This is a genomic window from Cribrihabitans pelagius (genome assembly GCF_048820915.1).
Lineage (GTDB): Bacteria > Pseudomonadota > Alphaproteobacteria > Rhodobacterales > Rhodobacteraceae > Cribrihabitans_A > Cribrihabitans_A pelagius.
In genome coordinates this window covers 35,618-61,509 of the sequence record NZ_JBMERR010000006.1, presented here as the reverse complement: position 1 = coordinate 61,509, position 25,892 = coordinate 35,618, and the positions used below count along the sequence as shown (strand labels likewise).

Sequence of the window (25,892 nt, the reverse complement as noted above, 5' to 3'; positions counted from 1 at the left end):
GATTCGGGACATTCACCAATCCGGGCCTCGGCAGTCTCCGGCCCCCGGCACTCCGGAAATTGTTCTCAGGGAGGATAAAGAATGACCATGGTTAAGAATACGGTCTGCCTCTGGTACGGGAGCGATGCCGAGGATGCCGCCCGCTTCTATGCCGGGACCTTTCCCGAAACCGCGGTAACAGCCGTGCATCACGCACCCAGTGATTTCCCGTCCGGCAAGGCGGGGGACGTGCTTATGGTCGAATTTACGGTTCTGGGCATCCCTTGTCTGGGCTTGAACGGCGGGCCTGCGTTCACGCATAGCGAAGCCTTCTCGTTCCAGGTCTTGACCGAGGATCAGGAAGAGACCGACCGTTACTGGGACGCCATTGTCGGCAACGGCGGGGCGGAAAGCGCCTGCGGATGGTGCAGGGACAAATGGGGCATCTCCTGGCAAATTACGCCGCGGGTCCTGATGGAGGCGCATGCCGCAGGCGGCGGCGAAGCGAAGCGCGCGTTCGAAGCGATGATGGAAATGAAGAAGATCGACGTTGCCGCGATCGAGGCGGCCCGCCGTGGCTGACCCGCCGAAGGGACAGCCGCCACGGCCGCACCGTTTCAGGAGCTTCAAGCGGTGAAGAGCCCTCTGCCTTGGGCGCGGCAGCTTTGCTGCTGCTGGCACCCTTGGTGCAGGCCGGAGCTGCCCGCGCGTATGGCCATGAGGTCTATTGCGAGGTGCATTGTGATCTGGGCTCGGGTGAGGTGCCGATTCTGATGCTGCATGGCGGCATGATGAGCCTCGAGCAGAGCTTTGGCATAGTGGTCCGCGAGCTGGTTCAGGACCGGGCGGCAATCGCGCCGGAGACCACTCAAAATCTGACCGCTTCCCTCACCTCGGATTGGGCTGGCCGGAAGAGCCGGCCACGGAAATCGCTGTGCCTGTGCTGGTCGTGAACGGGGACGAGAACTTCATTCTGCCGGAGTACGCCCTGTATATGGCAAGGACCAATCCGGACGCGCGGCTGGCAGTTCCGCCCGGCACTGCGCATATGACCATTCTGAATCAGCCCCAACTGCCGTCGATGATCTGGCGATGGCTTTGATGATGTGACCGCTCTCCCGCGGCATCGGTGTGCCAAGGCGGGTCTGCAACGATCCGCATAGGAGAACGGTCACATCACCAGTGCCCGTATCGTGAAGGAGCAAGGCAAGCCGGTCAGCACTTGTACGGGTTTTCCTTGCAATAAATGACATTGGCCGCCGCACCAACCGCTGCACCAGTCACGACGTTGCCGTCCAGCAACGCTGATCCTGCGGCGCCGGCGCCTGCGCCGTAAATGACCTGCTCGCCCGTGGTCTTGCCGCATGCCGCAAGGCCGCCGCTGGCTACAAGGACAATAATCAAGGTCTTACCTGACATATTTTTGCTCCTTTTGGTTTCCCTTTCGATATCAACAGTAAATTAAAATCAACATTTTTCAATGTGTTACACATTCACTTTAGTGAGAGACGGACCGCACAGCGAAAGACTGCAAGACCCCGCGCCGCGTGAATTCATGACCAGCGCAACGATGGCCAGACTATCGTGGACTGGCCGGTCTCGACGCATGTGGCAAAATCCCGGTTCGAGACCAATCTGCCCCATACTGTGCGCGCACCGAACTGGGTCACGTCCGTCAAGCTGGTGCAGTTTACCGAGTGCGGTGGTCCCCGGAAATCAGACACCCTGCTAAGCTTGTCGGCAAAGAAGACGAGGAAGAACATCGTGGCTGGAAAACGGATGAATTACAGTGCCGAGTTCAAGGCGGAGGTGGCCCTTGAGGGCATCCGGGGCGAGATGACAATTGCCGAGCTGGTGGCGAAACACGGCGTGCATTAAACGGTTACCAACACCTGGAAGAAACAGGCGCTCGGGGGCATGTCCGGAATCTTCTCGGGCAAGGCCGAGGCGAAGGCTGCCGGGAAGGACGGCGAGATCGAGAAGCTGCATGCGGAGATCGGACAGCTTGCGGCGGAACCCGATTTTCAGGGAAAGCCTCCGGTCGGTGAGCGTGGCCCGGCGGCGAAAGATGATCGACCCGCGGCACCCGGCGCTGTCGATTGCCCGGCAGTGCGCGCTGAACGGCATCAGCCGGCCTGCGTGGTATGGCCCGGCACCTGCGCAACCAAGGTTATTGTGCCGGGCGCAAGCGTCTCCGGCGCCTGATGGTCAGGATGGGATTGCGCGCTGTCTGCCAGCGTCCGCGTACCACGGTGCCTCACCCGGAGCATCGGAAGTATCCGTATCTGCTCAGGAACATGGTGATCGACCGCCCGACCCAAGTCTGGAGCGCAGACATTACCTGCATTCCGACGCGGCGCATTCGCCATTGGGCTTGAACCAATGACGCCCCAATGGCTCATTCCTCTATCTCGTGGCTATCATGGGCAGGGCCGCGCGCCGGGTTCTGTTCTGGCGCCTGTCGAACAGTTCGGCATGAGGCTGCCATCGGTCCGAGGACCATGCCGGACGGACGCCGGGTTCTGTATCGAAGCGCTGGAAGACGCCCTCCGGAACCAAGGACGGCCCGAGATATTCCACACCGGCCAAGGCAGCCAATTTACAAGCCCACGCTTCACGCAGATCCTGCTGGATGCAACGGTCAAGGGGTCGATGGATGGCCGAGGGCGCTGGATGGACAACCTTTTGATCGAACGGCTACGGCGGTCCTTGAAATACGAGTGCGTCTATCTGAATGCTTTCGAATCCGGGTCAGCAGCCCGCGCGGGGATCGGACGATGGTTCGGCTTTTACACCACCGGGCGGCCGCATTCGGCGCTCGGCGGCGGAACACCGGTCGAGGCCCATCAGGGCCCTGACCTCAAAGCGGCAGCATGATCAAAAGGCTAGCTTAGCTGCGCCGCAAATCTGTCTGGACAATGGGGGCCGCCTCAGCCGAAGGCCGGCAGCAATTCGCAGCCTGCGTCAGTGTCCGGTTTTCGGGAAGGCACTCAAACGTCCTGAAGTGACGCGCTCAACCCAAGCCTTCAATAATGGCGATGTCGGCATCGCAAGCTCCGGCCCGTTCGGCCCGGGCTGCGCGGTAGGCCGGGGAGTCATAGCACGCGCGGGCTTGCTCCAGGCTGTCGAATTCGATGATCACCCGGCGCTGCCAGGGGCGGCCTTCAAGAGTGTCCGCCTCCCCTCTTGCCAGGAAACGTGCACCGAATTCCGCAAATGCGGCAGGGGCTGCAGCCTGATACCCTTGGTAGCGGCTGGGATCGGTGACCGTTACGTTAGCGATCCAGTAGGCTTTAACCATTGCGGATCTCCGCGACTTCTTGCGTGAGGGCCCGCTCTGCAATTGCCGACGCTTCCGCCAGGTGGGATTCGACTGCTGCTCTTGCGGCTGCTTCGTCTGCCGAAACGATGGCCTGGCAAATGTCCTGCATGTGAGCGGGACCGGGTATCAGGCGTTTTTCGGTTGACAGGGTGACTGTGCGCAGGCGGCTGATACGGGCGTTGAGGCGCTGGGTGATTTCCCAGGCGACATTGTGGCCGGCGCCATCGAAGATGATCCGGTAAAACTCGGTGGTGGCGCGCAGCATCGGTCCTGGGACGCCTGCCGAAACGGCGTCCTGCAATGCCTGTAACGCGTCCCGCAGAGCGGCCGCCAGTTCCGGGGTCATATTCCGGGCGCAAGCGGTCGCAGCGGCGGTCTCCAGCATCCGGCGGATATCATAGATCTGCCGGGCATCCTCCCAGCTGAGCTGCGCCACGATCGGTCCCTTGCCGGGCAGGATCTCGACCAGCCCCTCGGCCTCAAGATAGCGGATGGTTTCGCGGATCACGGTGCGGCTGACGCCCAGCTGATCGCACAAGGTGCGCTCAACCAGCCGTTCGCCCGGCGCAAACTGACCCGAGAAGATCGCTTCGCGCATCCGGTCCTGAACGATACCGCGCAGGGTCTGCGGCGGCTGTTCGATTTTGTTCATCACGGGACGGTTCATAGTCTCTCCGATAACAGCCGGGGCGGGGCGGCACAAGTCGGCATTGACATACTGTATGATGGTATACCATATTATGGCAACTGGAATCAGATACGAAAGATGCGTTCATGCCCGCTGAAATCCGCAAGACGCTGCTGCATGTCGAAGAGACCCTGATCGAGGGGGGCAAGGCAGCTGAGAAAACGCTCAAGATGATTGCCGCGGTGGCGGTGATCAAAAACCCCTGGGCGGGGCAGGGGTTCGTCGAAGACCTGCGCCCGGCGATCCACGACTGCGCGCCGGGTCTGGGCGAGAAGCTGACGGCGATGATCCTGGAGGCGGCCGGCGGCGGCGGCAGGGTCGAGGGCTACGGCAAATCCGCCATCGTCGGGGTGAATGGCGAGGTCGAGCATGCCTCCGCCCTGATCCACACGCTGCGCTTCGGCAACCACTTCCGCGAGGCGGTGGGGGCGAAATCCTATCTGGCCTTCACCAACACCCGCGGACCGGCCAATGCGCCTTTGCAGATCCCGCTGATGGACAAGAACGACGGCGGCCGGCGCAGCCATTACCTGACCATCCAGCTGTCGGTGGCGGACGCGCCGGGCCCGGATGAGATCGTGGTGGCGCTCGGAGCCTCCATCGGCGGGCGCCCTCACCACCGCATCGGTGACCGTTATCAGGATCTGAAGGAACTGGGGCATGACGCCGGCAACCCTGCAGCTGTCTGAGCCCTATGGCCCGGTGTCCTGCCAAAGGGCAGGGCGGGGCGCCCCGGTGGTGCTGATCCACGGGGTGGGCATGCAATCGGCGGCCTGGGCGCCGCAGATCGAGGCGCTGTCCCCGGCCCATGCGGTGATCGCGGTGGATATGCCCGGCCACGGCGGCAGTGCGCCGCTGCCGGCAGGCGCCGAACTGCCGGATTACGTGGCCTGGCTGCATGAGGTTCTGCACGCGCTGGATCTGGGGCCGGTCTCGCTGGCCGGACATTCGATGGGGGCGCTGATTGCCGCCGGTTATGCGGTCAGTCACCCCGGGAACGTCTCCCGCGTGGCGCTGCTGAACGGGGTGTTCCAACGATCCGCCGGGGCGCGGCAGGCGGTTGAAGCCCGCGCCGCCGAAATCCGCGCAGGCAGCTTTGATCTGGAAACGCCGCTGGCCCGCTGGTTTGGCGGCAGCGCTGCCGACCAGCAGGCGCGGGCGCAGGTGGCCGAATGGCTCTCGGCGGCAAATCCGGCAGGCTACGCCGCCGCCTATACGGCCTTTGCCCGCGGCGACAGCACCTATGCGGAGGGGTTTGGCGGCATCCGCTGCCCGCTGCTGGCGCTGACCGGCGACGGCGACCCCAATTCGACGCCCGCCATGGCGCAGATGATGGCGGAGGCAGCGCCGCGAGGCCGGGCGGTTGTCATCGAAGGCCACCGGCATATGGTCAACCTGACTGCCCCCGCCGCGGTCAACGCCGCCCTGCGGGAGTGGCTGCACACGCCAGAGGAAACTCCAGCAGAAAAGGAGCCGTCATGACCGGGATCGACCCGCGCGCGCTGCGCAACGCCTTTGGCACCTTCATGACCGGCGTCACCGTGGTGACGGCGCATGACCCCGAGGGCAATCCAATTGGCTTTACCGCCAACTCCTTTACCTCGGTGTCGCTGGACCCGCCGCTGGTGCTGGTGTGCATCGCCAACTCCTCCAGCAATTACGCTGCATTCGAACAGTCGGGCGGGTTCGCGATCAACGTGCTGGCGGAGGACCAAAAGGACGTCTCCAACACCTTTGCCCGCCCTGTCGAGGACCGCTTTGCTGCAGTCAGATGGCAGAAGGGTCCGCAGGGCAGCCCGGTGTTCGAGGGTGTCTCCGCCTGGTTCGACTGCGCGATGCACAAGAGGGTAGAGGCGGGCGACCACCTGATCCTGATCGGCAGGGTAAAGGCGTTTGAGACCTCGCCCGCGCCGGGTCTGGGCTATGCCCGCGGCGCCTATGTGACCGCCGCTGCCGAAGCGGAAGCCCTCAGCCAGGGTGCCAAGCTGATCGTCTCGGCCCTGATCGAACACGAGGGCAAGGTGCTGCTGCTGGGCAACGATCAGGGCAAGCTGACCCTGCCGGAAACCCGGGTGGGCAAGGAGGGCGCCTCTGCCGCGCTGGCCCGGCTGATTTCTGAGACCGGAGTCGAGGCGGAGCCGGGGTTCATCTACTCGGTGTTCGAGGACGAAGCGCGCGAACATCAGCATATCTCGTTTCTATGCCAATCCGCCGGGGGCACGCCGGCCAAGGGCGCTTTTACCCAGCTCAGCCAGACCACGCTGATGGACATCGCCGACGCGGCGGTCTGCACCATGCTGGAACGGTTTGCCAGCGAAAGCCGGATCGGCAATTTCGGGGTGTATTATGGAAACCAGACCAGCGGCCAGGTCCGCCGGGTCGGGACAGGGAGCAAGAGCGCATGAAATTTTCTCTCTTTGCGCATATGGAGCGGATCTCGGCGGATCAGGATCAGAAGCAGCTTTATGACGAGTTCATTCAGCTGTGCAAAATCGCCGATGACGGCGGTATGCATGCGGTCTGGACGGGTGAGCATCACGGGATGAATTTCACCATCGCGCCGAACCCGTTCCTGAACCTCATTGACGTGGCGCGCCACACCAGGAACGTGCGTCTGGGCACGGGCACGGTGATTGCGCCCTTCTGGCATCCGATCCGTCTGGCGGGCGAGGCGGCGATGACCGATATCATCACCGATGGCCGCCTGGATCTGGGCATCGCGCGGGGCGCCTACAGTTACGAATACGAACGGCTGATGCCCGGCATGGATGCCTGGGAAGCCGGCCAGCGGATGCGCGAGCTGATCCCGGCGGTGCAGGGGCTGTGGCAGGGCGATTACGCGCAGGAGGGGGAATTCCATTCCTTCCCCAAAACCACCGCCTCGCCCAAGCCGCTGCAGGACGGCGGCCCGCCGATCTGGGTGGCGGCACGCGATCCCAACAGTCACGAATTTGCGGTGGCCCATGGCTGCAACGTGCAGGTCACGCCGCTGTGGAAAGGCGACGGCGAGATCGAGGAGCTGATGGGCAAGTTCAATGCCGCCTGCGAGAAGCACCCGGAGGTGCCGCGCCCCAGGATCATGCTGCTGCAGCACACCTATGTGGCGGACAGCGCCGCGGATGTGAAACGCGGGGCGGAGGAGCTGAACCGGTTCTACTGCTACTTCGGTGCCTGGTTCATGAACAAGCGGGAAGTTTCTCAGGGCCTGATCGAGCCGCTGAGCGACGAGGAAATCGCCGCGCATCCGTTCTACAGCCCTGAAGCCATGGAGCGCGATCTGGTGATCGGCGAACCGGCGGCGGTGATCGAGCGGCTGAAGAAATATGAGGCTCTGGGTTACGATGAATACGCGTTCTGGATCGATAGCAGCATGGGTTTTGAGCGCAAGAAAGCCTCGCTAGAGCGGTTCATCACTGAAGTCATGCCCGCGTTTCAGTAAGGGAGCCGAAACATGCAGACCTTCCAGCAGTATATCGGCGGCGCGTTTGAGGACGCGAGCGCTACGTTTGAGAGCCTCGATCCGGCCACCGGGAATCCTTGGGCGCAGATGCCCGCTGCCTCAGTTGCGGATGTGGACCGGGCGGTCACGGCGGCAGAGGCTGCGTTCTTCTCGCCTGAATGGGCCGGGATGAGTGCCACCCAGCGCGGCAAGCTGTTGATGCGGCTGGCCGACCTGGTGGCGGAGAACGCCCCGCGGCTGGCGGAGCTAGAGACCCGCGACACCGGCAAGATCATCCGCGAGACCTCGGCCCAGATCGCCTATGTGGCGGAATACTACCGCTATTACGCCGGGCTGGCCGACAAGATCGAAGGCGCGCATCTGCCGATCGACAAGCCGGACATGGAGGTCTGGCTGCGCCGCGAGCCGGTGGGCGTGGTCGCCGCCATCGTGCCGTGGAATTCACAGCTGTTCCTGTCCGCTGTGAAGATCGCCCCGGCTCTGGCAGCGGGCTGCACGGTGGTCTTGAAAGCGTCTGAGGAAGGCCCGGCGCCGATGCTGGAATTTGCCCGGATCTTCGATCAGGCGGGCTTGCCGCCCGGCGTGCTGAACGTGATCACCGGCGGGCCGGAGGCGGGGGCGGCGCTGACCAGACACGCCTCGGTCGCGCATGTCGCCTTCACTGGCGGGCCGGAGACCGCGCGCCACATCGTGCGCAACTCGGCGGAGAACCTCGCCTCGACCTCCCTGGAGCTGGGCGGCAAGTCGCCTTTCATCGTGTTTGACGACGCCGACCTGGAAAGCGCGGTTAATGCGCAGGTGTCGGGAATCTTTGCGGCGACCGGGCAAAGCTGCGTCGCGGGCTCCCGGCTGGTGATCCAGAAGGGGATCAAGGCGGACTTCCTCGCCCGGCTGAAGGAAAAGGCAGAAGCGGTGGTCATCGGCGCGCCGCAGGATATGGCCACCGAAGTGGGGCCTCTGTGCACGTTGAAACAGCGCGATCACGCGGTGCGGCTGATCGAAGCCTCGGTTCAAGCGGGCGCCAAGCTGGTCACCGGCGGCAAGGTGCCGGAAGGGGAGGGGTTCTACTTCCCGCCCACGGTGCTGGATTGCTCTGACGCGCCCGAGGCGCCGTGCCTGTCGAACGAATTCTTCGGCCCGGTCCTGTCGGTGGCGGAGTTCGAGACCGAAGCGCAGGCGATGGAGATCGCCAACTACACTGCCTTTGGGCTGGCGTCGGGAGTGTTCACGCAGAACCTCACCCGGGCGCACCGGATGATCCGGGGCATCCGGGCGGGCATTGTCTGGGTCAACACCTACCGCGCGGTCAGCCCCATCGCGCCTTTTGGCGGCCATGGGCTGTCCGGCCACGGCCGCGAGGGCGGGCTGCAGGCGGTGCTGGACTATACCAAGGTGAAGGCGGTCTGGCTGCGCACCAGCGACGAGCCGATCCCTGACCCGTTCGTGATGCGCTAAGCCGATCCTATCCGGAGTTCGTTTCACCCCCCCCGGCCGCGGGTTCCGCGGCCGGTTACCCCGATCGTTGCCACTGCCACAGGGAGGACATCATGGCGAGAGACTACAAGCCCGGAGGCGGGGACCATCTGGTCTCGGGCACCGGTCTATTCAAAGGGCTTCACAACGGCATGAGCATCGCCTCCAAGGCGATGGTTGCAGCGTTTGTGGTATTCACGGTCCTGAACGTGGAGTACGCAGGCAAGATCTTTGGCGGCATCCGCTCCTGGGTCGAAGGCGCGTTGAGCTGGTACTACATCAGCTCGGTGATCATCATCCTGTTTGCCTGCCTGTTCCTGATGTTCAGCCGGTTCGGATCGATCCGCCTGGGCGATGATGACAGCAGGCCGGAATTCAGCCGCTTTTCCTGGTTCGCCATGCTGTTCTCGGCATCGGTGTCGATCGGCATCATGTTCTTCGGTGTTGCCGAGCCTTTGTTCTACTTCGACAATTCGGCCGGCTGGGGCTATCCCAACAACCCGTTCGCCGACGCGGCGGGGCATACGGAAATGGACGGGCAGCGCGCCGTGGACGCGGTGCGGGTGACAAATTTCCACTGGGGGCTGCATGGCTGGGCGATCTATACGCTGACAGGCCTGGCGCTTGGCTATTTTGCCTTCCGCAAAAAGCTGCCGCTGACCTTCCGCTCGGCGCTGTACCCGATCCTGGGTGACCGGATTTACGGCCCGGCAGGCCATGCGGCCGATCTGCTTGCGGTGTTCGGCACCGTTTTCGGCATTGCCACGTCGATGGGGCTGGGAGTGAACCAGATGGCGCACGGCATGAACGTGCTGTTCGGGATCGACCCGGGCGCCGGCACTCAGGTTGCTCTGGTCATTGCCATCTCGATTGTCGCCACACTGTCGGCAGTCTCTGGCATAGGCCGCGGCGTCAAGATCCTTTCGGAATGGAACATCGTGCTGACCGTTGCGCTGATTGCGTTTTTTGTGTTTGCAGGGCCAACGCAATGGCTGGCGGGGTTTTTCCTGAACGCCACCGGCGACTACGTGACCCAGTTTCTGTCAATGGGCTTCTGGACCGCATCCGCGCAGGGCGACGTGGCCTGGCAGGGCGGCTGGACCATCTTCTACTGGGGCTGGTGGCTGAGCTGGGCCCCGTTTGTCGGCATGTTCATTGCCCGTATCTCCAAGGGCCGCACCATCCGCGAGTTCATGTTCGGCGCTATGCTGGTGCCCAGCACGATGGCCTTTATCTGGATCTCGGTCTTCGGCGGCAACGCGCTGTTCCTGGAACTGAACGCGGAGGGCGGCGTTGGCACCGCGGGCCTGATTGACATGGTCAACAGCTGGAATTTGGGCGGCACCCTGTTCGGCACCATTGACCGACTGGCAGATGGCGGCAGCCTGGCCTGGGTCATTTCGGCGCTGACCACCTTCCTGCTGGCCACCTGGTTCATCACCAGCTCGGACTCCGGCACCCTGGTGATAACGACGATCCTGTCCATGGGGAACGCGCATCCGCCCAGGGTGCACCGGGTGATTTGGGGCGCGGCACAGGGCCTTGTTGCAGCTGTGCTGCTGCTGGCCGGAGGGCTGCCGGCGCTGCAGACCGCGGCCATCGCGGCCGCCCTGCCGATCTCGGTTCTGGTCGTGCTGATGGCCTGGGGCGTGCTCAAGTCACTGATGGAGGATCCGGCGGCGGTCTCCAGCGCGGTTGCGCGCGCGCCGGACGGCACCGCACTGGATGGCGATCTGCACGCCTGATCCTGCCCCGGACAAACCCGAAACCGGGCGGGGGCAACCCCGCCCTTTTCCTGACTGAACAGGAGTTTAGCAAATGCTCTCTCTCTCCCGCCCCGATCTGTTGCTGAGCGAAGCCTATCTCAACGGCGAATGGCAGGGCCGCGCCGCCCGCTTTGCGGTATGCAACCCTTCCACCGGCGAGGTTCTGGCCCAGGTGTCCGATTGTTCGGCCGAAGATGCCAAGGCCGCGATTGCAGCGGCGCAAACCGCGCAGAAGGACTGGGCGAAGCGCACCGGCAAGGAACGCGCAGCGGTGCTGCGCAAGTGGTTCGACCTGACGGTGGCCCATGCCGATGATCTGGCGGCCATCCTTACAGCCGAAATGGGCAAGCCGCTGGCCGAGGCCAGGGGCGAGATCATCTATGGCGCCAGCTTCATCGAGTGGTTCGCGGAAGAAGCCAAGCGGGTCTACGGTGACACCATTCCCGGCCACCAGCGCGACAAGCGCATAATGGTCATGAAACAGCCGGTCGGCGTGGTTGGTGCGATCACGCCCTGGAACTTCCCCAACGCGATGATCACCCGCAAGGCAGGCCCGGCGCTGGCAGCTGGCTGCGCCATGGTGGTGCGGCCTGCAAGCGAGACGCCGCTGTCGGCGCTGGCCATCGCGAAACTGGGGGAAGAGGCGGGCGTTCCTGCGGGGGTTTTCTCGGTGCTGCCCTCGACCGACAGCCAGGGCATCGGGCGCGAGTTTTGCGAAAACCCTGCGATGCGCAAGATCAGCTTTACCGGCTCCACCCGGGTTGGCAGCATCCTGATGCGCCAGGGGGCCGAGCAGATCAAGAAACTGTCGCTGGAACTGGGCGGCAACGCGCCCTTCATCGTGTTTGACGATGCCGATCTGGATGCGGCGGTCGAGGGCGCGATGCTCTCGAAGTTCCGCAATGCCGGCCAGACCTGTGTCTGCACCAACCGGATCTATGTGCAGGATGCGGTCTATGACACTTTTGTCGGGAAGCTCTCGGCGGCGGTTGCGGCCTTGCCCGTGGGCGATGGCTTTGCCGAGGGTACCGCCATCGGCCCGCTGATCAGCGCAGCCGCGGTGGCGAAACTGCGCGATCACATCGCCGATGCGGAGGCCAAGGGCGGCAAAGTCGTTACCGGCGGCGCCGAGCATGAGCGCGGCGGCACCTTCTTCCAGCCCACGGTGATTGCCGGGGCCACCGGGGAAATGGCGGTGGCGCGCGAAGAGACATTTGGCCCGCTCGCGGCGGTGTTCCGCTTTTCGGAGGTGGAGGAGGTCCTGGCCGCCGCCAACGACACCGAGTTTGGACTGGCTTCGTATTTCTACAGCCGCGATCTGAGCCGGATTTACCAGGTGATGGAAGGGCTGGAGTACGGCATGGTCGGGGTCAATACCGGGCTCATCTCCACCGAAGCCGCACCGTTCGGCGGCATCAAGCAGTCCGGTCTCGGCCGGGAAGGCTCCAAATACGGGATAGAGGATTACCTGGAGCTGAAGTATTGCTGCCTGAGTGTTTGACGGCAGCGCAGGAACCCCTCCGGCCAGTTTTACGAGCTGGCCGGACCGGAACAGCGCTGTTCCCCGGCCTTGAGCTGCCGGTTTCCGGATAGTCCCGGGCCGCCTCTACCTGATTTCCGCGATCCGGCTGTTTGAATGCGTCAGATTGGCCTTGCGCTCCTGGGCGGGGGTGATGCCGAATTGTTTCCGGTAGTGCTGCGTCAGCGTGGAAGAGCTGGCATACCCAACCGCGTTGGCAATGCTGGAAATGGTATCCCAGGATAGCAGCACCATCTGGCGCGCCGCTTTCAGACGCTGCCTGCGGTAGTATTCCCCGGGGCTCGACCCTGTTGCCGCGCGGAAACTGCGTTCCAGCTGGCGCGGCGACACGCCGGACATCCGCGCCACATCGCGTATGCAGAGCGGCATCTCGATGTTGCTGGAGAATATCGACATCGCCCGGTTCACCGCGGGAGGCATCTGGTCGACGGTCCGGCCGCTGTGCAGCACGGGGACTTTCTGGCGGGCGCTGCCGCTGCGGATCAGCGGGTGCTGGAACAGGCAGGCGACTTCGTTCATGACAGGCTCGCCGAGGGTGCTGCCGATCAGCTCCAATGACAGGTCGAACATGGCAGCGGCGCCGGAGACCGTATGGATATTACCGTCCCGCACGATCAGCCGGTCCACGGCGGTGCACTCAGGAAAGGCAGCTTCAAAGGCGCTGCGGTAGCACCAATGCACAGCGCAGCGCCGCCCGGACAGAGCACCGCTGCGGGCCAGGGGAAAGATGCCTCCGGCGGCCGCGCCCAGGGCGACGCCGTGCCGGGCGAGGTACCGCAGGCGTCCGGGGGCCGAGACCGGGTTCTCAAATCCGGCGTCCGGCTCCGACAGCAGGAACAGGCAGTCGAGGCCTTCGGCGTCCGCCAGACTGCAATCTGCAGGGAAAAAGACCCCGGCAGAAGCCGCGGCGTCCGCGCCGGTTTCGGTCACCAGCGACCAGGAAAACACCTGGTGCCCGGCGATCTCATTGGCGGCACGCAGCGGCTCCATTGCCGAGGTCAGGCAGGCCATGGGAAAGCCTGGAAACAGCAGAAAGCCGATGCGGGTGATTGGGGCAGGGCCGAAGTCGTTTGAATGGATGGTCATGGTCTTACTCCAGCCCCAGCGCTTCTTTCTTGGCCCGCGCCCAGGTGATGACCAGATGGTCCACCATCAGACCCATGAAGGCAACGGCAAGACCCAGCACCAGCCCCTTGCCGACATCGGTGGAGGACAGCGCGCGCTGCATCTCCTGGCCCAGGTCCTGGGTGCCGATGAAGGCGGCGATGATCACCATGAACAGCGAGAACATCACCGATTGGTTCACTCCGACCATGATGGTGGGCAGCGCCATCGGCAGGCGGACCTTCCACAGGGTCTGCAGCCGGGTGGCGCCGGACATGTCCGCGGCCTCGATCAGGGTTTCGGGCACTTGGCGCAATCCTTCGATGGTGTAGCGCACCAGCGGCACGGCGGCGAAGAGGACAACAGCACCGATCACCGCCACGTCATTCACTCCGAACAGCATCACCACCGGGATCAGATAGATGAAGCTGGGAAAGGTTTGCAGTGTGTCGCAGATCAGCAGCGCCAAGGCGGCCCGTTTCTCCTGAAACGATCCCCAGATGCCCAGCGGAAAGCCCAGCACGGCAGCAATCGAGACGGCGACCACGACGGTATAGACAGTGATCATCGCGCGGTCCCACCAGCCGGACATGGCGATGAGGCCAAAGAAGGCGGGGCACACCAGTGCCGAACGTATCCCCCCGATGGCCCAGCCAGCGGCCGCCAGAAGCGCCAGCACCGCGGCATAGGGCATCCACAGGAAGGCATCGCGGATCGGGATCAGCACCCAGGTGATCAGGAACCAGCGCAGCCATTGGGTGACCGGGTCGATCAGCACAATGAACCAGTCGGCAACCGCGTCAATCGGCTTGGAGATGGTGAAGGCGTCGCGGCGGCCGATCTGGTCCATCAGCGGGAGGAACTGCGCCAGCAGCCAGCAGGCCGCGGACAGGCCGATGGCGAGCAGCAGGAACTTGTTGCGGACCGCAAAGCTGGTGCCCTTCTCATAATGCCCGGGCTGTTTCGTGGCCCAGGCTTTGGTGCAGCGGTCGAGCATGACCGCCAGCAGCACGATGGTGATGCCGATCTCGGCCGAGCGGCCGATCTTCAGCGCCTGCAGCAGCTGCAGCAGCTTCTGGCCGAGGCCGGGCATGCCGATGAAGCTGGCCAGAACCACCATGGCAAGGCATTGCATGATGACCTGGTTCACGCCGACCAGGATCTCGGTCCGGGCGGTGGGTATGCGCACATGGCGCAAAAGCTGCCAGCGGGTGGAGCCGCACATGTGGCCGCTTTCGATCACCTCGTGCGGGACCTTGCGCAGGCCCAGCAATGACATGCGGATCATCGGCGGCACCGAGAAGATGATGGTGACGATGGCGCCTGCCTTCGGGCCGACGCCGATGAAGACGACCACCGGAATCATATAGGCGAAATGCGGCAGGCTCTGCGCGATGTTGAGGATCGGGTTCAGGATCTTCTCAAAGGTCTTCGAGCGCCAGGCGAGGATGCCCATGACCAGGCCGAACAGGATCGAGAAGGGCGCGGCGACGACGATGACCGAAAGCGTCTCCATCGCCCATTTCCACTGCCCCATGACGGCGATCCAGACAAAGGTGCCGCCGGTCAGCAGCGACAGCCGCCAGCCTTGCAAGGCGTAGCCGGTGACAAATCCAATGCTGGCAATCACGGTCCACGGGATCGGGCCGACGCGGGGCCAGCGGTTCTTGCCATAAAGCAGGTTCGCGGTCACATCGAGCAGCCATTCCACCCCGCCGGCAAAGGCACGGGTCAGGTACAGAAGGCCCAGGTCATCGCGGACGAAGGCAAAAATCGCGTTGATCCAGTCGGCAAAGGGCAGGATCAGCCATTCCGGCGGGCGTACCAGCCCGGCTGGCAGCACGGAGTTGCCTGCGGCCAGCAGGCAGGCCGCGGCGAAGATCGCCCACCCGGTCTTGGCGCGTGTCCAGTTCCGGGATCTTCCGGCAAATGTCATTGTCTGGTCGGTCATGACGCCTCTCCCAGTAGCACATCGAGCGCTTCCTGCCGGTTCAAGGCGCCCGTGAGGGTGCCGGAGGCATTGGCGACCGGCAGGAATTCCCGGTTGTCATTAACCAGCAGGCGGGCCAGTTCCGAGATGGTCTGCTTCTCTCCGACCGGGCTGCCGGTCAGTGTGTGGCCGTTCACCCCGTGCGCCAGCACTCCGGCATGAACGACGCGGGACTTCTCGATTTCCTCGGTGAACTTGGCGACATATCCGGTGGCGGGGTTCAGCACGATCTGATCGGGGGTGTCGCATTGCTCGACCATGCCGTCCTTCATGATGGCGATGCGGTCGGCGAGGCGCAGCGCTTCGTCGAAGTCGTGGGTGATGAAGACGATGGTCTTGCCCAGCATCGCCTGCAGGCGCAGGAACTCATCCTGCATCTCGCGGCGGATCAATGGATCGAGCGCCGAGAAGGGCTCGTCCAGGAACCAGATGTCGGGCTCGATCGCCAGGCTGCGGGCGATACCGACGCGCTGCTGCTGGCCGCCCGAAAGTTCACGCGGGAAGTAGTCCTCGCGCCCGGACAGGCCAACCAGTTCGATCACTTCCAGCGCCCGGGCGCGGCGCGCGTGGCGGTCCTGGCCGCGCATCTCCAGCGGGAAGGCGACGTTGTCCAGCACGGTGCGGTGCGGCAGCAGGCCAAAGCTCTGGAAGACCATGCCCATCTTGTTGCGGCGCAGGGCGATCAGCTCCTTCTCGGACATGGCGCCAATGTCCTGGCCCTCGACCCGGACCTCGCCGCCGGTGATGTCGATGAGCCGCGACAGGCAGCGCACGAAGGTCGATTTGCCGGAGCCCGACAGCCCCATGATCACCAGCATTTCCCCCTTGGCGATGTCCAGGGAGACGTCGCGCACAGCGGCGATGTAGCCCGCCTGGCGGATTTCCTCGAAGCCCGGATTTCCGGTCAGCGACTTCAGGTACTGTTCCGGATGGGCTCCGAACAGTTTCCAGACGTTCTTGCACGAAATGACGGGGGCGCGGGCGGTCATGGGTCAACTTCCTTTGGCGGAAAAGCCCGGGGCAGCGTGCCGCCCCGGCAGTTTGGAGAACACGGGAGATTATTCGGTCCAGGGCTTCCAGACGTCCTCGTTGGCCTCCAGCCATTCGGCAGCGGCGTCTTCGGGCTCCATCTCGTCCACATCGACCAGCCGCGCCATCTCGGCGATCTGCGGGTTGGTGAAGCTGATTTCGGTGAGGGTTTCATAGGCGGCCGGCCATTTGTCCTTCATGCCGTCCCAGGCGGCTTTCTTGAGGTAGCCGTTGGAAGGGTTGCCGCAGTCATAGGTGGCATCCGGGTTGGGGCCGACGGCAGGGTCGGTGTCGCAGCCATCCACCCAGGCGGGAAACTCGACGAACTCGCCCGGCCAGACAGCTTCGGCAAAATTCGGGGTCCAGTTGAAGATCACCACCGGGCGTTTGGTCTTCTCTGCCGCCGCCACTTCGGCCCAGAGCGCGGAAGCAGAGCCTGCGTTCACCACCGTGAAGTTCATATCCAGCGCTTCAACCCGCTCGGCGTCATGTTTGAGCCAGTCGACCGGCCCGCCAAGGAAACGGCCCTTGTCCCCGGTTTCCGGAGTGGCAAAGGCGGCGGCGCAGTCATTCAAAGCCTCCCAGTCGGGCAAGCCGGGGCAGGCTTCCTTGGTCCAGGCGGGATACCACCAGTCTTCGCGGGTGATGGCGTCATGGCCGCCGGCATCATGCAGGCCGCCCTTGGCCACGGCTTCGTTGAAGGATTTGCCGAAGGCGCCTTCCCAGACTTCCAGTTCCAGCGTCACGTCCCCGAGGCGTACGGACTCGTACACCGCCTGGCTGTCGGTGGAGACATATTCGACGTTGTTGCCCATCGTCTCGAAGATCTGGCCGACGACGTGGCTCATCACGATCTGGCTGGACCAGTTGTGGACCGGGATTATGATGGGGTCCGGGGAATCTTCCGCCATCGCCATCGGGGTTGCCAATGTCATGGCCGCTGCACTGGCCAGTAGGTATTGCCGGTAGTCCATGTTTATCTCCCTGTTGCCGCAGCCCCGGTCCTGATGGCCTGAGCCCTTTTTTGCTCTGTGAAAGCGCCGCTTTCGGGAAAGAGGCTAGGAGGCGGATGTGAACAGGTCAGCCCGGCGGGATGAATGGGCTGGCCGGTTATGTTAAAATTTGTTAACCAGCAGGAAAATACCGCGAGAGGTTCCCTCATTCATGGCGCATATTCTGATTATCGAGGATGAGCCGGTCACCCGGGCGACACTCGCCAGCTACCTGAATGCGCAAGGCTACCGCGTCTCGGAGGCCGAGACTGCGGAAGAGGCGGAGAAAACCCTGGAGGAGCAGGAGGTCGATCTGCTTTTGGTCGACATCAACCTGCCGGGAAAGGACGGGCTGCAGATTACCCGTGAACAGCGGGCAAAGTCGGAAATGGGGATCATTCTGGTGACCGGCCGGGATGATCAGATCGACAGGATCGTCGGGCTGGAGCTTGGCGCGGATGACTATGTCTGCAAGCCCTTCAACCGGCGCGAACTGCTGGCGCGGCTCAAGAATCTGCTGCGGCGGACACAGGACATCCGGCGGCTGTCCCGCCGCATCCACAATTTCGGGAAGTTCCGGTTCGACGTGGCTGCGCGGCATCTGCAAACGGCGGAGGGCGAGACCGTTTCGCTCACCCGCGCGGAATTCGAAGTGCTGGAGGCGCTGGTCGGCCGGGCAGGCGAGGTAGTGTCGCGCGATGCGCTGATGAGCCGGGTAACCCACCGGCAGTACGGGGTGAATCCGCGCACCGTGGATGTTCTGATACGGCGGCTGCGCGGCAAGCTGGAGGAGGACTCCGGGCATCCGCGCATCATTACAACGGTGCATGGCGAGGGCTATGTCTTCACCGCGCCTTTGCGCTGACAGCCTCGAATTCGCGCATAACGTCCGTAATTTCGCTCAGAACCCGCGGTACCAGGTCTGCCAGGTCTTGAACCAGCTGCCCGGCGCGCCTGTGGTTGTTCCCGGCGGCGCAGTGTTCCAGTTCCGCAAGCAGCCCCGCGAGGTCGTTCTGGCCAAAAGTGCCTGCCGCTCCCTTGGCACGGTGCGCCGTTTTGGCCAGAACGCCCATATCCTGCGCCGCCAGAGCCGCCTCGATCCTGGAAACGCTCTGCGGCAGCTCCTTGAGAAACAGCCGGGCGATTTCGAACGCCTGGGCTTCCCCGAGATCCTGAATATTGCCGCGGAACAGGCGGCGCAGGCTAGCGGCACGCCCCGTTGTATCCGCGGCGGTTTGCGCATACGGGGCAGCTTGGCGCGCCGACAGATACACCTCGCCGTAGCGCCCCTCACAGACGCTCGCCAGGGCTTTGGCGAGCCGTTCCGGCGAGACCGGTTTGGCGACAAACCCGTTCATGCCAGCTTGCAGATGCGCTTCGATCTGATCCTCCTGCACATGCGCGGAAATGCCGATCACCGGCAGATTGGCCAGCTTCGGATCCGCATGCGCCCGAAGCCGGCGGGTTGCCTCGGTGCCGCTCATCCCCGGCAGGTTCACATCCATCAGAACAAGATCGAACTGGCTCTGCGGCAGCAGCTCGAGCGCGCGTTCGGCGCTGGAGACGCACACGCAGCCATGCCCCATGCGCTCAAGATACCCCTGGGCGACCATCTGGTTGATCTCGTTGTCTTCGACCACCAGGATGGACAGGCTGACATCCGCCGGGCCTAGTGCCGTTTCGCTTTCCCGGGGTGCCAGATCCTCCGGATCACCGGCTTTCAGTTCGGCAGAAAGTGAAAAGACCGAGCCCACGTTCTGCGTGCTTTCCAGCGACAGGCGCGCGCCGATTGCCTCGGCGAAACGCTTGCTGACCGCGAGTCCCAAACCTGTGCCGCCAAAACGGCGCGCGGTGTCGGAATCCTCCTGCTCGAACGCTTCGAAGACCCGGGATTTGGCCTCGTCGGAGACGCCTTTTCCGGTGTCGCTGACCTCGAATGTAACCAAATGGCGGCCCGCGCCTGCCTCAGCTGCCCGCACCCGCAGGATAACCTCTCCGTCCTCCGTGAACTTCAGCGCATTGGACAGAAGGTTGAACAGGATCTGGCGCAGTTTTGCGATGTCGCCGACCACTGCGTCAGGGAGGGTGTCAGGCGCGTCCAGCCACAGGTGGATGCCTTTTTCATCCGCACTTGGGCGCATGAGAAAGACAATGCCCGTGACCAGTTCGCGCAGGGAGAAGGTTTCGTTTTCGGGGGTCAGGCCGCCGCTTTCGATCTTGGAGTAGTCCAGGATATCATTCAGAATTTTCAACAGGTTCTGGCCGGAGGCGAGGGCGGTCTTCAGGCGCTCCATCTGCCGGGGCGCCAGGTCGTCTTCGCAAAGGCTGCGCAGCATCCCGAGCACGCCATTCATCGGCGTGCGGATTTCGTGGCTCATCATGGCCAGGAATTCGGATTTGGCGAGATCTGCGGCTTCGGCTTTCTGCCGTGCCTGTTCGTGGGCCTTTACCTCGTGGCGCAGCCGCTCGGTCTGTTCCTCGACCATGTTCTGCAGGTTGTTCCGGTGATCCCGCAATTCCCGCTCGTTCAGATCCCGCTGTCGTTCCAGTGTGCGTTTCTCGATGGCCTGCTGGCGGAAGACCTCCACAGCCTCCTCCATCCGGGCGATTTCGTCCCGGCCCCTCGGCCGCACCTCCCGGTCCAGCTGGCCGCGCATAAGCGCGGCCATGGTTCCGGCCAGCCGGTTCAGCCGCCGGGTCACGTGTCCGCGCACGAAGAACCAAACGACAGCAAGCGACAGAAGCAGGCCGGCCACCGCCGCGATGCCGTTTCTCAATTGCGCCCGGCGCATCTCGACCGCAGCCTGATTGCCCGCGCTGAGCGCCTTTGCCTGCGCCTGATCGGCCACCGCTGCGGCCTCCCGGCCGAGGCGGAGGGCCGTATTCTGAAGTTCCAGTTTCAGCGCGGTGATCCGGGCCGTGGTTGCCAGGATCCGGTTCCTGAGGGCGAACAGACCCGGGTCTCCGCCGGTAACGGACCGGAGCTGTGCGACATGGGCTTCCGCTTGCTGGCGCCGCCCCGGATCCCTTATCGCCTTCACCCTGCGCGACACGATCGCAAGACGGCTGGCCAGAGAAGCCTCGATTTCGCCCAGTGCGGTTTCGCCCTGTGCCTCGTCGATACGGTTGATCAGAAGGCCGATTTCACCGGATTGCGAGCGCAGCTCGAACATCAGGCCAAGCTGGAAGAGATCTACTTCGATCAGCTTGTCCAGCGTATCGGTGCGCGCCGTTTCCTCCAGGCGGGATTCCGGTGGCGCATAAAGGCTGGAGATGACCGCCGTCGTGCCCATTTCCGCATTTGCCACCAGCGTATCGGCCATGCCGAGAAGTTCATTGGCGGCCGCCAGATTGCGTTCGGCGAGCGCCTTGAAGGCGCCATGCAGCGCGATACGGGTTTCAACCAGCCCGTTCAATTCATCCAGCGCCCGGGCGGCATCCGACACCGTCGCCCGCAACTGCGCGGTTCCCGAGCTCGCTTCGAGGTTCAGCGTGTCGATCCGGCTTGTCAGCGCCCCGATCTGGTCCCGCAGGAAGACAGCACGGTTTTCCCGGGCGGCTTGCGTTTCCACCTCTGCGAGTTCCGGCGCGATTGCGATGATCCGGGTGCTCTCCTCTGCCATGCCGCGCACCTCGGCGATGGCGGGGATGGTCTGACTGATGACTTCGGCCTGGCGGCGGGCCAGCGCCCGCAGCTCGATCACCCCCAAAACCCCCGCAATGGTGGGCAGCCCGGCGATCACGATGAACGCCAGGCTCAGTTTTCCGCCTAGCCCGAAGTTTCTGAACATGTCCGACCTTCGCGCGGCGCGGCAGGTTTCGCAATTTTGAATTTCCCTGTTCGCCGCCGCAGGCCTATCGTCGGAAGCAGGAAAGGAAAGGCATGCGCTTCATCTGGTTCATTTTTCTGACGGTGTTTTGCTCCGGCGCCGCGGCGGAAACCTGGCGCTTGCAAGTGCCCCGGGTCCCGTTCGACTACGGCAGCGGGTATGAAACCGTCGAGTATCAGCCGCTGGACAGGGCAGCGCAGCCCTGGCGGCTGTGCATTTCCTACCCGCATCTGAAGGATGCCTATTGGCTGAGCGTCAATTACGGCATGCTGACGGAGGCGCGCCGGCTGGGCGTGTCGTTCAAGCTGGTCGAGGCCGGCGGCTATCCGAACTTGCAGCGCCAGATCCAGCAGGCCGAAAGCTGCGTTGCCGAAGGCGCTGATGCCTTTGTGGTCGGAACGGTGTCTTATGCCGGCCTCAGCAGCACGGTGGAGCGCATTGCAGCCTCCATCCCGGTCATCGCCGCGGTCAACGACATCGCCGACACGGGAATCACGGCCAAAGTCGGTGTCTCCTGGACGGAAATGGGAGCCTCGGCGGCCCGGATAATAGCCGGGCGGCATCCGGAAGGGTCTCCCCCGGTAAAGGTCGCCTGGTTTCCGGGCCCGGCCGAGGCTGGCTGGGTGCAGTTTGTCGAGCAGGGGTTTGAAGCCGCGCTGGCCGGCAGCTCCGCCGGGATCGCGGTGACGAAATACGGCGACACCGGCCGGGAAATCCAGGTCCGGCTGGTCGAGGAAGCGCTGGATGAAGTGGCGGACCTCGATTACATCGCCGGCTCCGCACCCGCGGCGGAAGCGGCGGTGTCGGTGCTGCGCGCCCGCGGCTTGCAGGATCGGGTTCAAATCGTGTCAGACTATATGACACACGCCGTCTACCGCGGTGTTCTCAGGGAACGGATCATCGCCACCCCCACGGATCTACCGGTGCTGCAGGGCCGCCTGGCGATAGAAATGGCCGTGCGCGCAATCGAAAAGCAGCTGCGGTTTTCACATGCAGGTCCAGAGATCCTGATCTTCGGCCAGCAGTCCAAAGATCCGGACATCCTTGAATCGTCTCTGGCCCCCGCTGCATTCACGCCTGTATTCGAGCTCCGGATGCCGCAGTAGGTTCCCTGTCTGTCGATTTGCAACGCCAGATCACCGCAAGGCCCCAATGGCGTCACTTCGGGTTGTCCCCGGCAGGGTTCCAGTGTCCGGATCGGGCCGGCCGCGCTTTGGGGGCCGTCAATGACGGGATCGCCAAAAGTACCCCCCCGATCCGGGCCGGAGTTTTCCGCAGCGGTTTTACCGCGGTGGTGAGGTGCCGCCCAAAGGATATGCTCTGAGCAGTCCGGGCATTGATACAGGGCGCAGCGAACGGCGGTCTCCACTGGAGGTGGCGCAGGTCCGCTCTGGGCCGAGGCTGTGTGGAAACTCCCTGGCTTGGCAACCTCCAGATGGGCAGCGGACAATTATCACGGCAGGCTCTATAGAGGGCGCGGACCGGGATCAGGCAACGCTGTTGCCGGAACGGCCTGAAGACTGGATCTGCGAGGATCCTCTGGTCCGGGCGGCCGGTCACTTTCAAAAACCGGTGCCCGGAACTTCACAAAGCCCAAGTTTGCAAGCCGGTTGGCCCATCTCGAGGCTGATCCGGCGCTGCTGGAGGGGAAACTGTGGAGGCTGCCCGGTCAAGCGCCGCTGCACGGCCGGCAAGGAACGAAGCGTCTCGCATTGGCTGCACGAACATCTGATAGGTCAGATGCGGCCTTGCCTCGGCGGCGGGGACGATCCAACGATGCTACGCCGTAGTACGGTCGAACACCTATTCGGCATGATAAAATCCTGGATGGGAACGACGCACTTCCTGCTGCGGCGGTTCCGGAACGACCGAACGGTGATGGCATCGAAGCGTCTTGCCTGCAACATGAGGCAAATGATCGCTCTGGCCGGTGTTCGCGGGCTGATGAAGACGATCCTGTCCTGAGGGACAGCTTAACCTGCTCGTCCATCTGCGAGATCCACGCCGCGGCTGCTCGGGAACGGGACTTGGGCTGCTGATAACGGCGAGTTTCCACACAGCCTCAACTGAGTGCTCTCACCCGCGCCGCCGTACGGGCCCGGGCTCGCTCCTCTGAGGGTGCCCCGCTTGGGCCGCTCTGCCGCAAGAGGGCATGAAGGCCGAATTTACCGTTCGGCCGCCATGTCGTTGTCTGCGCGCGGCGCCCGCAGGTCCGGCAAGGCTGCCCCGATCGTGCTGTTCTGCCTTAACTGCCTAAGGGTTCGCTGCGCCGGCTCAAAGACCTTTTGCACGCTTGCTTTTTGGCGCGGTTCGGACTGACTGCTGGCGTCAATGCGGGACGGCGCCGGAAAAGAGCCGTCCTCAGTCCGTTTCCTGCCTGGCTCCTGCCCCCGCTCGGCTGGCCTCGGTCGCCGGAGCGCAGGTGCGAAGCGCAAAGCTCTCCAGGGCGTTAAGGGTTTCGAAGGTTACGTGACGGCCAGTGCCGGTCCGGACCGGCCGCGATGCTCCTGCATCTGTCTGGAACAAACCTGCGGTTTCCGTTCTCGTGGCGAGCAGAGCCGCTTCATTGCCGTCGGCCTTTAGCGTTCCGCCATCAAGCAGAAGCGACACTCCGCGCCATTCGAGCGCGACGGCCACTCCCGCGGACCGGGCGGCCGCGGATGCAAAGGGGGCAAGCAGCAGAGGCACCGCAACCTCACCCAGGCGCAATCCTTCGCCGGCCGTCAGCTCATCGGCGCGGTCGCAGATCAGGGCACCGGCGATGATCGGGCAGAGCAGGCCGCTGCGGGCGCGCCAGATCCCGTCCGCCTGCCGCGGTGCGAGATCGGCATAAGCTGTCCCGTCATTCAGGCGGAGCAGATCCACCAGAAGCCGCGGCCCCGGAAGACCGTTTTCGCTGAGCCAGCGCACGGCTTTGCCGGTTTCCTCGGCCAGGCCCCAGCTCATCCCGCCCCCGCGGGCGGCCTTCCGGGCGAGGGCTTCGATCTCGTTGAGCGAATAGATCATGGCGTCACCTCTGGCAGGGCAGGATAAGTCCAGCCCGCAAAATCCATCCCGGCCAGCTCGTGCGGGAACGGCGCATTGCGGAACATGTTGATCCGCACCCAGCGGTCCGAACGCGGGTCGAAGTGGCAGGCGCCGAAGAAGGACAGCTTTGCGCGCAACAGGTCGATGGGCAGAACGTCGGCGCCGACCGTATTGTCGCGGATCTCGGCATAGGGGTACCGGGCGGCAATCTGCACCCGCCTTAAGATGTGACGGTGCTCAGGGTGGCGCAGAAGGAAATCGGCAACCCGGGTTTCAGCGGACGCTTCCTTGAGCGCGTCGAACAGCAGCGCCGCATCGCGCCCGGGCGCCAGCGGCTGCTCGTAGGCAGAGACCGGCTCCAGGTGGCGGTCGCCGAGACGCGGCTCGAGCTTTTCCGCCGAGACATACCAAACCCGGGCCTGACTGCCGGGGCTGCTCCAATTTATTTTGAGGGCCCAAGCGTAGGTGTCTTCGAGGATTTCCCGCAGCCGCGCCACGGTCATGCCGCCGTCGATGCGGAAGCCTTCACCTTCGTCCGCGCTCATGCGCGCCGGAAGGTCATCGACCAGCGCGTCGTAGGGCTCCATCATCAGGGCGACGAGAAGTTCCTGCCCCTCGAGGCTCAGCGCGGTCTCTGACCAGCGGTAGAGCGCGTCCCAGGGCAAGGGCGCCTCCAGGGCTCCGGTTTCCAGATGCGCCTCCAGCCGGTCGAGATCGGCCGTCAGCTCCGCAATCTTGTGGCACTGGAGCGGGTGCTCGGAATGCCACTCGTCAACGTTGCGCCGCCCCCGGCGGAGCATGATCCGGAACGCCTTGGCCTCTCCGGGCGAGATCGCGGGCAGGGCCCGCACCCGCGCCAGTGCGGTCTCCCGCGCCTCGATCCAGTTGTTGAGAAGGATCGGGTGGTTCAGCAGGAAAGGCGCCATGCCGAGCCCGGTGGAGTTGCCGATGCCGAAGCGGCGGCGCAGCGCGGGGTCCAGTGCCACCGCCCTGGCGCCGCCCCGAAGCGCAGCGAGGTGTTCCACCAGGTCCAGAACGAAGCCCCGGATCAGGAAGACGGTCAGCATCTCGGCCTGGAACGGTGCTGCGAATTCGGGGCGCCCGGCAATGCTCTCGCGGTCGGCGGCGCCAAGCTTGCCGGAGCCGTAGACCGCCGTTGTGCGCATCAGGTAGCCCACGGCGTCGACATCCGCCGCATCGGGCTGCTCGCCCCGGCTGAGGCAGTCGACCACCTGGCCGAACAGCCGGACCGAGCGGTTGGCGCGGGAGACGGTCAGCTCCGAGGCGGTAACGCGGCCGGCCTCTTGCAGAGGCACGTTGCGCGACAGGCGCTCGATGTCCGCCGCCGTGGGCAAGCCATCGAACAGGGTGAAAGTCGTGTCCCAGGCGGTTGCGATCACCCGGTCAGAGCGCTGTTCGGGCGGCAGGTCGTGGGCGAAGGCCACGAGGCTGTAGCTGCGGGCGGGTCCGTGCATCGTGTAGACGGCATGGCCGACGCCTTGCGCGCCGATCTCGAAGGCGCGGCGCTCGAAGCGCCAGTTCTCGGCCTTCAGCCGCCGCAGCAGCACCCGCATGAAGGACAGGCGCGACTGGTGGAACGACCCCATCCGCGCCAGCCGCATCACGGTTTTGGCGGGGCGCAATGCCAGGCTGTCGGGGTTGAGCTGATCATATTTCATCACGCGCCTCCTC

General features: G+C 64.1%; 22 protein-coding genes and 1 pseudogene. 13 read left to right on the top strand and 10 right to left on the bottom strand.

Translation table 11 applies throughout. The features are described 5' to 3' along the window. Positions 1 to 81 precede the first annotated feature (81 nt). Together ACOHX0_RS06960 and ACOHX0_RS06955 are read left to right on the top strand one after the other, a co-directional pair. On the top strand, positions 82 to 561 hold the full coding sequence (locus ACOHX0_RS06960; RefSeq protein WP_420675960.1) for a VOC family protein: 480 nt from the start codon (positions 82 to 84) through the stop codon (positions 559 to 561). A gap of 68 nt (positions 562 to 629) precedes the next feature. Next, entirely contained in the window at positions 630 to 932 is a 303-nt protein-coding gene (locus ACOHX0_RS06955) for a hypothetical protein (protein WP_420675959.1), read from the top strand. Positions 933 to 1,194: 262 nt separating this feature from the next. Here the strand turns inward: ACOHX0_RS06955 and ACOHX0_RS06950 are convergent, their stop codons facing one another. Continuing rightward, positions 1,195 to 1,398, bottom strand: a complete 204-nt coding sequence (locus tag ACOHX0_RS06950) for a hypothetical protein (RefSeq protein ID WP_420675958.1) — start codon at positions 1,396 to 1,398, stop codon at positions 1,195 to 1,197. 345 nt (positions 1,399 to 1,743) lie between these two features. Here ACOHX0_RS06950 and ACOHX0_RS06945 point away from each other — a divergent pair. Then, positions 1,744 to 2,856, top strand: a pseudogene (locus tag ACOHX0_RS06945) (IS3 family transposase). A gap of 136 nt (positions 2,857 to 2,992) precedes the next feature. On the opposite strand, the gene ACOHX0_RS06940 reads toward ACOHX0_RS06945, so the two are convergent. Further along, entirely contained in the window at positions 2,993 to 3,280 is a 288-nt protein-coding gene (locus ACOHX0_RS06940) for a DUF1330 domain-containing protein (RefSeq protein WP_420675957.1), read from the bottom strand. Further along, the gene (locus ACOHX0_RS06935; protein WP_420675956.1) at positions 3,273 to 3,968 is read right to left on the bottom strand and encodes a GntR family transcriptional regulator; all 696 of its coding nucleotides are present in this window, start codon (positions 3,966 to 3,968) and stop codon (positions 3,273 to 3,275) included. Before ACOHX0_RS06935 ends, ACOHX0_RS06940 begins: the two co-directional genes overlap by 8 nt. A 107-nt stretch (positions 3,969 to 4,075) precedes the next feature. On the opposite strand from ACOHX0_RS06935, the gene ACOHX0_RS06930 reads away from it, so the two are divergent. From ACOHX0_RS06930 to ACOHX0_RS06900, 7 genes are all read left to right on the top strand, one after another. Further along, positions 4,076 to 4,678, top strand: coding sequence for an amino acid synthesis family protein (locus ACOHX0_RS06930; RefSeq protein WP_420675955.1), 603 nt, complete (start codon positions 4,076 to 4,078; stop codon positions 4,676 to 4,678). Continuing rightward, a complete protein-coding gene (locus ACOHX0_RS06925) occupies positions 4,650 to 5,471 on the top strand; it encodes an alpha/beta fold hydrolase (protein WP_420675954.1) in 822 nt (273 codons plus the stop codon). The genes ACOHX0_RS06930 and ACOHX0_RS06925 overlap by 29 nt, the downstream gene beginning before the upstream one ends. Further along, on the top strand, positions 5,468 to 6,394 hold the full coding sequence (locus tag ACOHX0_RS06920) for a flavin reductase (protein ID WP_420675953.1): 927 nt from the start codon (positions 5,468 to 5,470) through the stop codon (positions 6,392 to 6,394). Before ACOHX0_RS06925 ends, ACOHX0_RS06920 begins: the two co-directional genes overlap by 4 nt. Further along, positions 6,391 to 7,428, top strand: coding sequence for an LLM class flavin-dependent oxidoreductase (locus ACOHX0_RS06915; protein ID WP_420675952.1), 1,038 nt, complete (start codon positions 6,391 to 6,393; stop codon positions 7,426 to 7,428). The genes ACOHX0_RS06920 and ACOHX0_RS06915 overlap by 4 nt, the downstream gene beginning before the upstream one ends. A 12-nt stretch (positions 7,429 to 7,440) precedes the next feature. After that, a complete protein-coding gene (locus tag ACOHX0_RS06910; protein ID WP_420675951.1) occupies positions 7,441 to 8,904 on the top strand; it encodes an aldehyde dehydrogenase in 1,464 nt (487 codons plus the stop codon). A gap of 92 nt (positions 8,905 to 8,996) precedes the next feature. Continuing rightward, entirely contained in the window at positions 8,997 to 10,667 is a 1,671-nt protein-coding gene (locus tag ACOHX0_RS06905) for a BCCT family transporter (protein WP_420675950.1), read from the top strand. A 73-nt stretch (positions 10,668 to 10,740) separates the two neighbouring features. Beyond that, positions 10,741 to 12,189 carry an NAD-dependent succinate-semialdehyde dehydrogenase gene (locus ACOHX0_RS06900; protein ID WP_420675949.1) on the top strand — a complete coding sequence of 483 codons (1,449 nt, stop codon included), beginning with the start codon at positions 10,741 to 10,743 and terminating at the stop codon, positions 12,187 to 12,189. A gap of 105 nt (positions 12,190 to 12,294) precedes the next feature. On the opposite strand, the gene ACOHX0_RS06895 is transcribed toward ACOHX0_RS06900, so the two are convergent. From ACOHX0_RS06895 to ACOHX0_RS06880, 4 genes are all read right to left on the bottom strand, one after another. Then, complete coding sequence (locus tag ACOHX0_RS06895; protein ID WP_420675948.1) at positions 12,295 to 13,314, bottom strand: GlxA family transcriptional regulator; 1,020 nt, start codon at positions 13,312 to 13,314, stop codon at positions 12,295 to 12,297. Positions 13,315 to 13,318: 4 nt separating this feature from the next. Then, positions 13,319 to 15,283, bottom strand: coding sequence for an ABC transporter permease (locus ACOHX0_RS06890; protein WP_420675947.1), 1,965 nt, complete (start codon positions 15,281 to 15,283; stop codon positions 13,319 to 13,321). Further along, the gene (locus ACOHX0_RS06885) at positions 15,280 to 16,311 is read right to left on the bottom strand and encodes a quaternary amine ABC transporter ATP-binding protein (protein WP_420675946.1); all 1,032 of its coding nucleotides are present in this window, start codon (positions 16,309 to 16,311) and stop codon (positions 15,280 to 15,282) included. The genes ACOHX0_RS06890 and ACOHX0_RS06885 overlap by 4 nt, the downstream gene beginning before the upstream one ends. Before the next feature lie 69 nt (positions 16,312 to 16,380). Further along, positions 16,381 to 17,325 (bottom strand): ABC transporter substrate-binding protein, encoded by a 945-nt coding sequence (locus tag ACOHX0_RS06880; protein WP_420675945.1) that lies wholly within the window; start codon positions 17,323 to 17,325, stop codon positions 16,381 to 16,383. Positions 17,326 to 17,515: 190 nt separating this feature from the next. Here ACOHX0_RS06880 and ACOHX0_RS06875 point away from each other — a divergent pair, with 190 nt between their 5' ends. Next, positions 17,516 to 18,208 (top strand): response regulator, encoded by a 693-nt coding sequence (locus tag ACOHX0_RS06875; RefSeq protein ID WP_420675944.1) that lies wholly within the window; start codon positions 17,516 to 17,518, stop codon positions 18,206 to 18,208. Here the strand turns inward: ACOHX0_RS06875 and ACOHX0_RS06870 are convergent. Further along, complete coding sequence (locus ACOHX0_RS06870) at positions 18,189 to 21,134, bottom strand: response regulator (protein ID WP_420675943.1); 2,946 nt, start codon at positions 21,132 to 21,134, stop codon at positions 18,189 to 18,191. The two genes, ACOHX0_RS06875 and ACOHX0_RS06870, sit on opposite strands and share 20 nt — an antisense overlap. A gap of 92 nt (positions 21,135 to 21,226) precedes the next feature. Between ACOHX0_RS06870 and torT the strand changes: the two genes are divergently transcribed. After that, positions 21,227 to 22,279 (top strand): TMAO reductase system periplasmic protein TorT, encoded by a 1,053-nt coding sequence (torT, locus tag ACOHX0_RS06865; RefSeq protein ID WP_420675942.1) that lies wholly within the window; start codon positions 21,227 to 21,229, stop codon positions 22,277 to 22,279. Positions 22,280 to 23,000: 721 nt separating this feature from the next. After that, a complete protein-coding gene (locus ACOHX0_RS06860; protein ID WP_420675941.1) occupies positions 23,001 to 23,138 on the top strand; it encodes a hypothetical protein in 138 nt (45 codons plus the stop codon). A gap of 396 nt (positions 23,139 to 23,534) precedes the next feature. Here the strand turns inward: ACOHX0_RS06860 and ACOHX0_RS06855 are convergent, their stop codons facing one another. Together ACOHX0_RS06855 and ACOHX0_RS06850 are read right to left on the bottom strand one after the other, a co-directional pair. Then, positions 23,535 to 24,179 carry a DUF3726 domain-containing protein gene (locus ACOHX0_RS06855; RefSeq protein WP_420675940.1) on the bottom strand — a complete coding sequence of 215 codons (645 nt, stop codon included), beginning with the start codon at positions 24,177 to 24,179 and terminating at the stop codon, positions 23,535 to 23,537. Beyond that, complete coding sequence (locus tag ACOHX0_RS06850) at positions 24,176 to 25,879, bottom strand: hypothetical protein (protein WP_420675939.1); 1,704 nt, start codon at positions 25,877 to 25,879, stop codon at positions 24,176 to 24,178. Before ACOHX0_RS06850 ends, ACOHX0_RS06855 begins: the two co-directional genes overlap by 4 nt. Positions 25,880 to 25,892 lie beyond the last annotated feature (13 nt).

Bases quoted from the DNA above. Each gene is read 5' to 3' on its own strand.
- ACOHX0_RS06880 (WP_420675945.1), bottom strand. From the start codon at position 17,325: ATGGACTACCGGCAATACCTACTGGCCAGTGCAGCGGCCATGACATTG.
- ACOHX0_RS06950 (WP_420675958.1), bottom strand. From the start codon at position 1,398: ATGTCAGGTAAGACCTTGATTATTGTCCTTGTAGCCAGCGGCGGCCTT.
- ACOHX0_RS06870 (WP_420675943.1), bottom strand. From the start codon at position 21,134: ATGTTCAGAAACTTCGGGCTAGGCGGAAAACTGAGCCTGGCGTTCATC.
- ACOHX0_RS06885 (WP_420675946.1), bottom strand. From the start codon at position 16,311: ATGACCGCCCGCGCCCCCGTCATTTCGTGCAAGAACGTCTGGAAACTG.
- ACOHX0_RS06920 (WP_420675953.1), top strand. From the start codon at position 5,468: ATGACCGGGATCGACCCGCGCGCGCTGCGCAACGCCTTTGGCACCTTC.
- ACOHX0_RS06875 (WP_420675944.1), top strand. From the start codon at position 17,516: ATGGCGCATATTCTGATTATCGAGGATGAGCCGGTCACCCGGGCGACA.
- ACOHX0_RS06860 (WP_420675941.1), top strand. From the start codon at position 23,001: ATGGGAACGACGCACTTCCTGCTGCGGCGGTTCCGGAACGACCGAACG.
- ACOHX0_RS06900 (WP_420675949.1), top strand. From the start codon at position 10,741: ATGCTCTCTCTCTCCCGCCCCGATCTGTTGCTGAGCGAAGCCTATCTC.
- ACOHX0_RS06855 (WP_420675940.1), bottom strand. From the start codon at position 24,179: ATGATCTATTCGCTCAACGAGATCGAAGCCCTCGCCCGGAAGGCCGCC.
- ACOHX0_RS06935 (WP_420675956.1), bottom strand. From the start codon at position 3,968: ATGAACCGTCCCGTGATGAACAAAATCGAACAGCCGCCGCAGACCCTG.
- ACOHX0_RS06905 (WP_420675950.1), top strand. From the start codon at position 8,997: ATGGCGAGAGACTACAAGCCCGGAGGCGGGGACCATCTGGTCTCGGGC.
- torT (WP_420675942.1), top strand. From the start codon at position 21,227: ATGCGCTTCATCTGGTTCATTTTTCTGACGGTGTTTTGCTCCGGCGCC.
- ACOHX0_RS06960 (WP_420675960.1), top strand. From the start codon at position 82: ATGACCATGGTTAAGAATACGGTCTGCCTCTGGTACGGGAGCGATGCC.
- ACOHX0_RS06925 (WP_420675954.1), top strand. From the start codon at position 4,650: ATGACGCCGGCAACCCTGCAGCTGTCTGAGCCCTATGGCCCGGTGTCC.
- ACOHX0_RS06850 (WP_420675939.1), bottom strand. From the start codon at position 25,879: ATGAAATATGATCAGCTCAACCCCGACAGCCTGGCATTGCGCCCCGCC.
- ACOHX0_RS06915 (WP_420675952.1), top strand. From the start codon at position 6,391: ATGAAATTTTCTCTCTTTGCGCATATGGAGCGGATCTCGGCGGATCAG.
- ACOHX0_RS06895 (WP_420675948.1), bottom strand. From the start codon at position 13,314: ATGACCATCCATTCAAACGACTTCGGCCCTGCCCCAATCACCCGCATC.
- ACOHX0_RS06940 (WP_420675957.1), bottom strand. From the start codon at position 3,280: ATGGTTAAAGCCTACTGGATCGCTAACGTAACGGTCACCGATCCCAGC.
- ACOHX0_RS06890 (WP_420675947.1), bottom strand. From the start codon at position 15,283: ATGACCGACCAGACAATGACATTTGCCGGAAGATCCCGGAACTGGACA.
- ACOHX0_RS06910 (WP_420675951.1), top strand. From the start codon at position 7,441: ATGCAGACCTTCCAGCAGTATATCGGCGGCGCGTTTGAGGACGCGAGC.
- ACOHX0_RS06930 (WP_420675955.1), top strand. From the start codon at position 4,076: ATGCCCGCTGAAATCCGCAAGACGCTGCTGCATGTCGAAGAGACCCTG.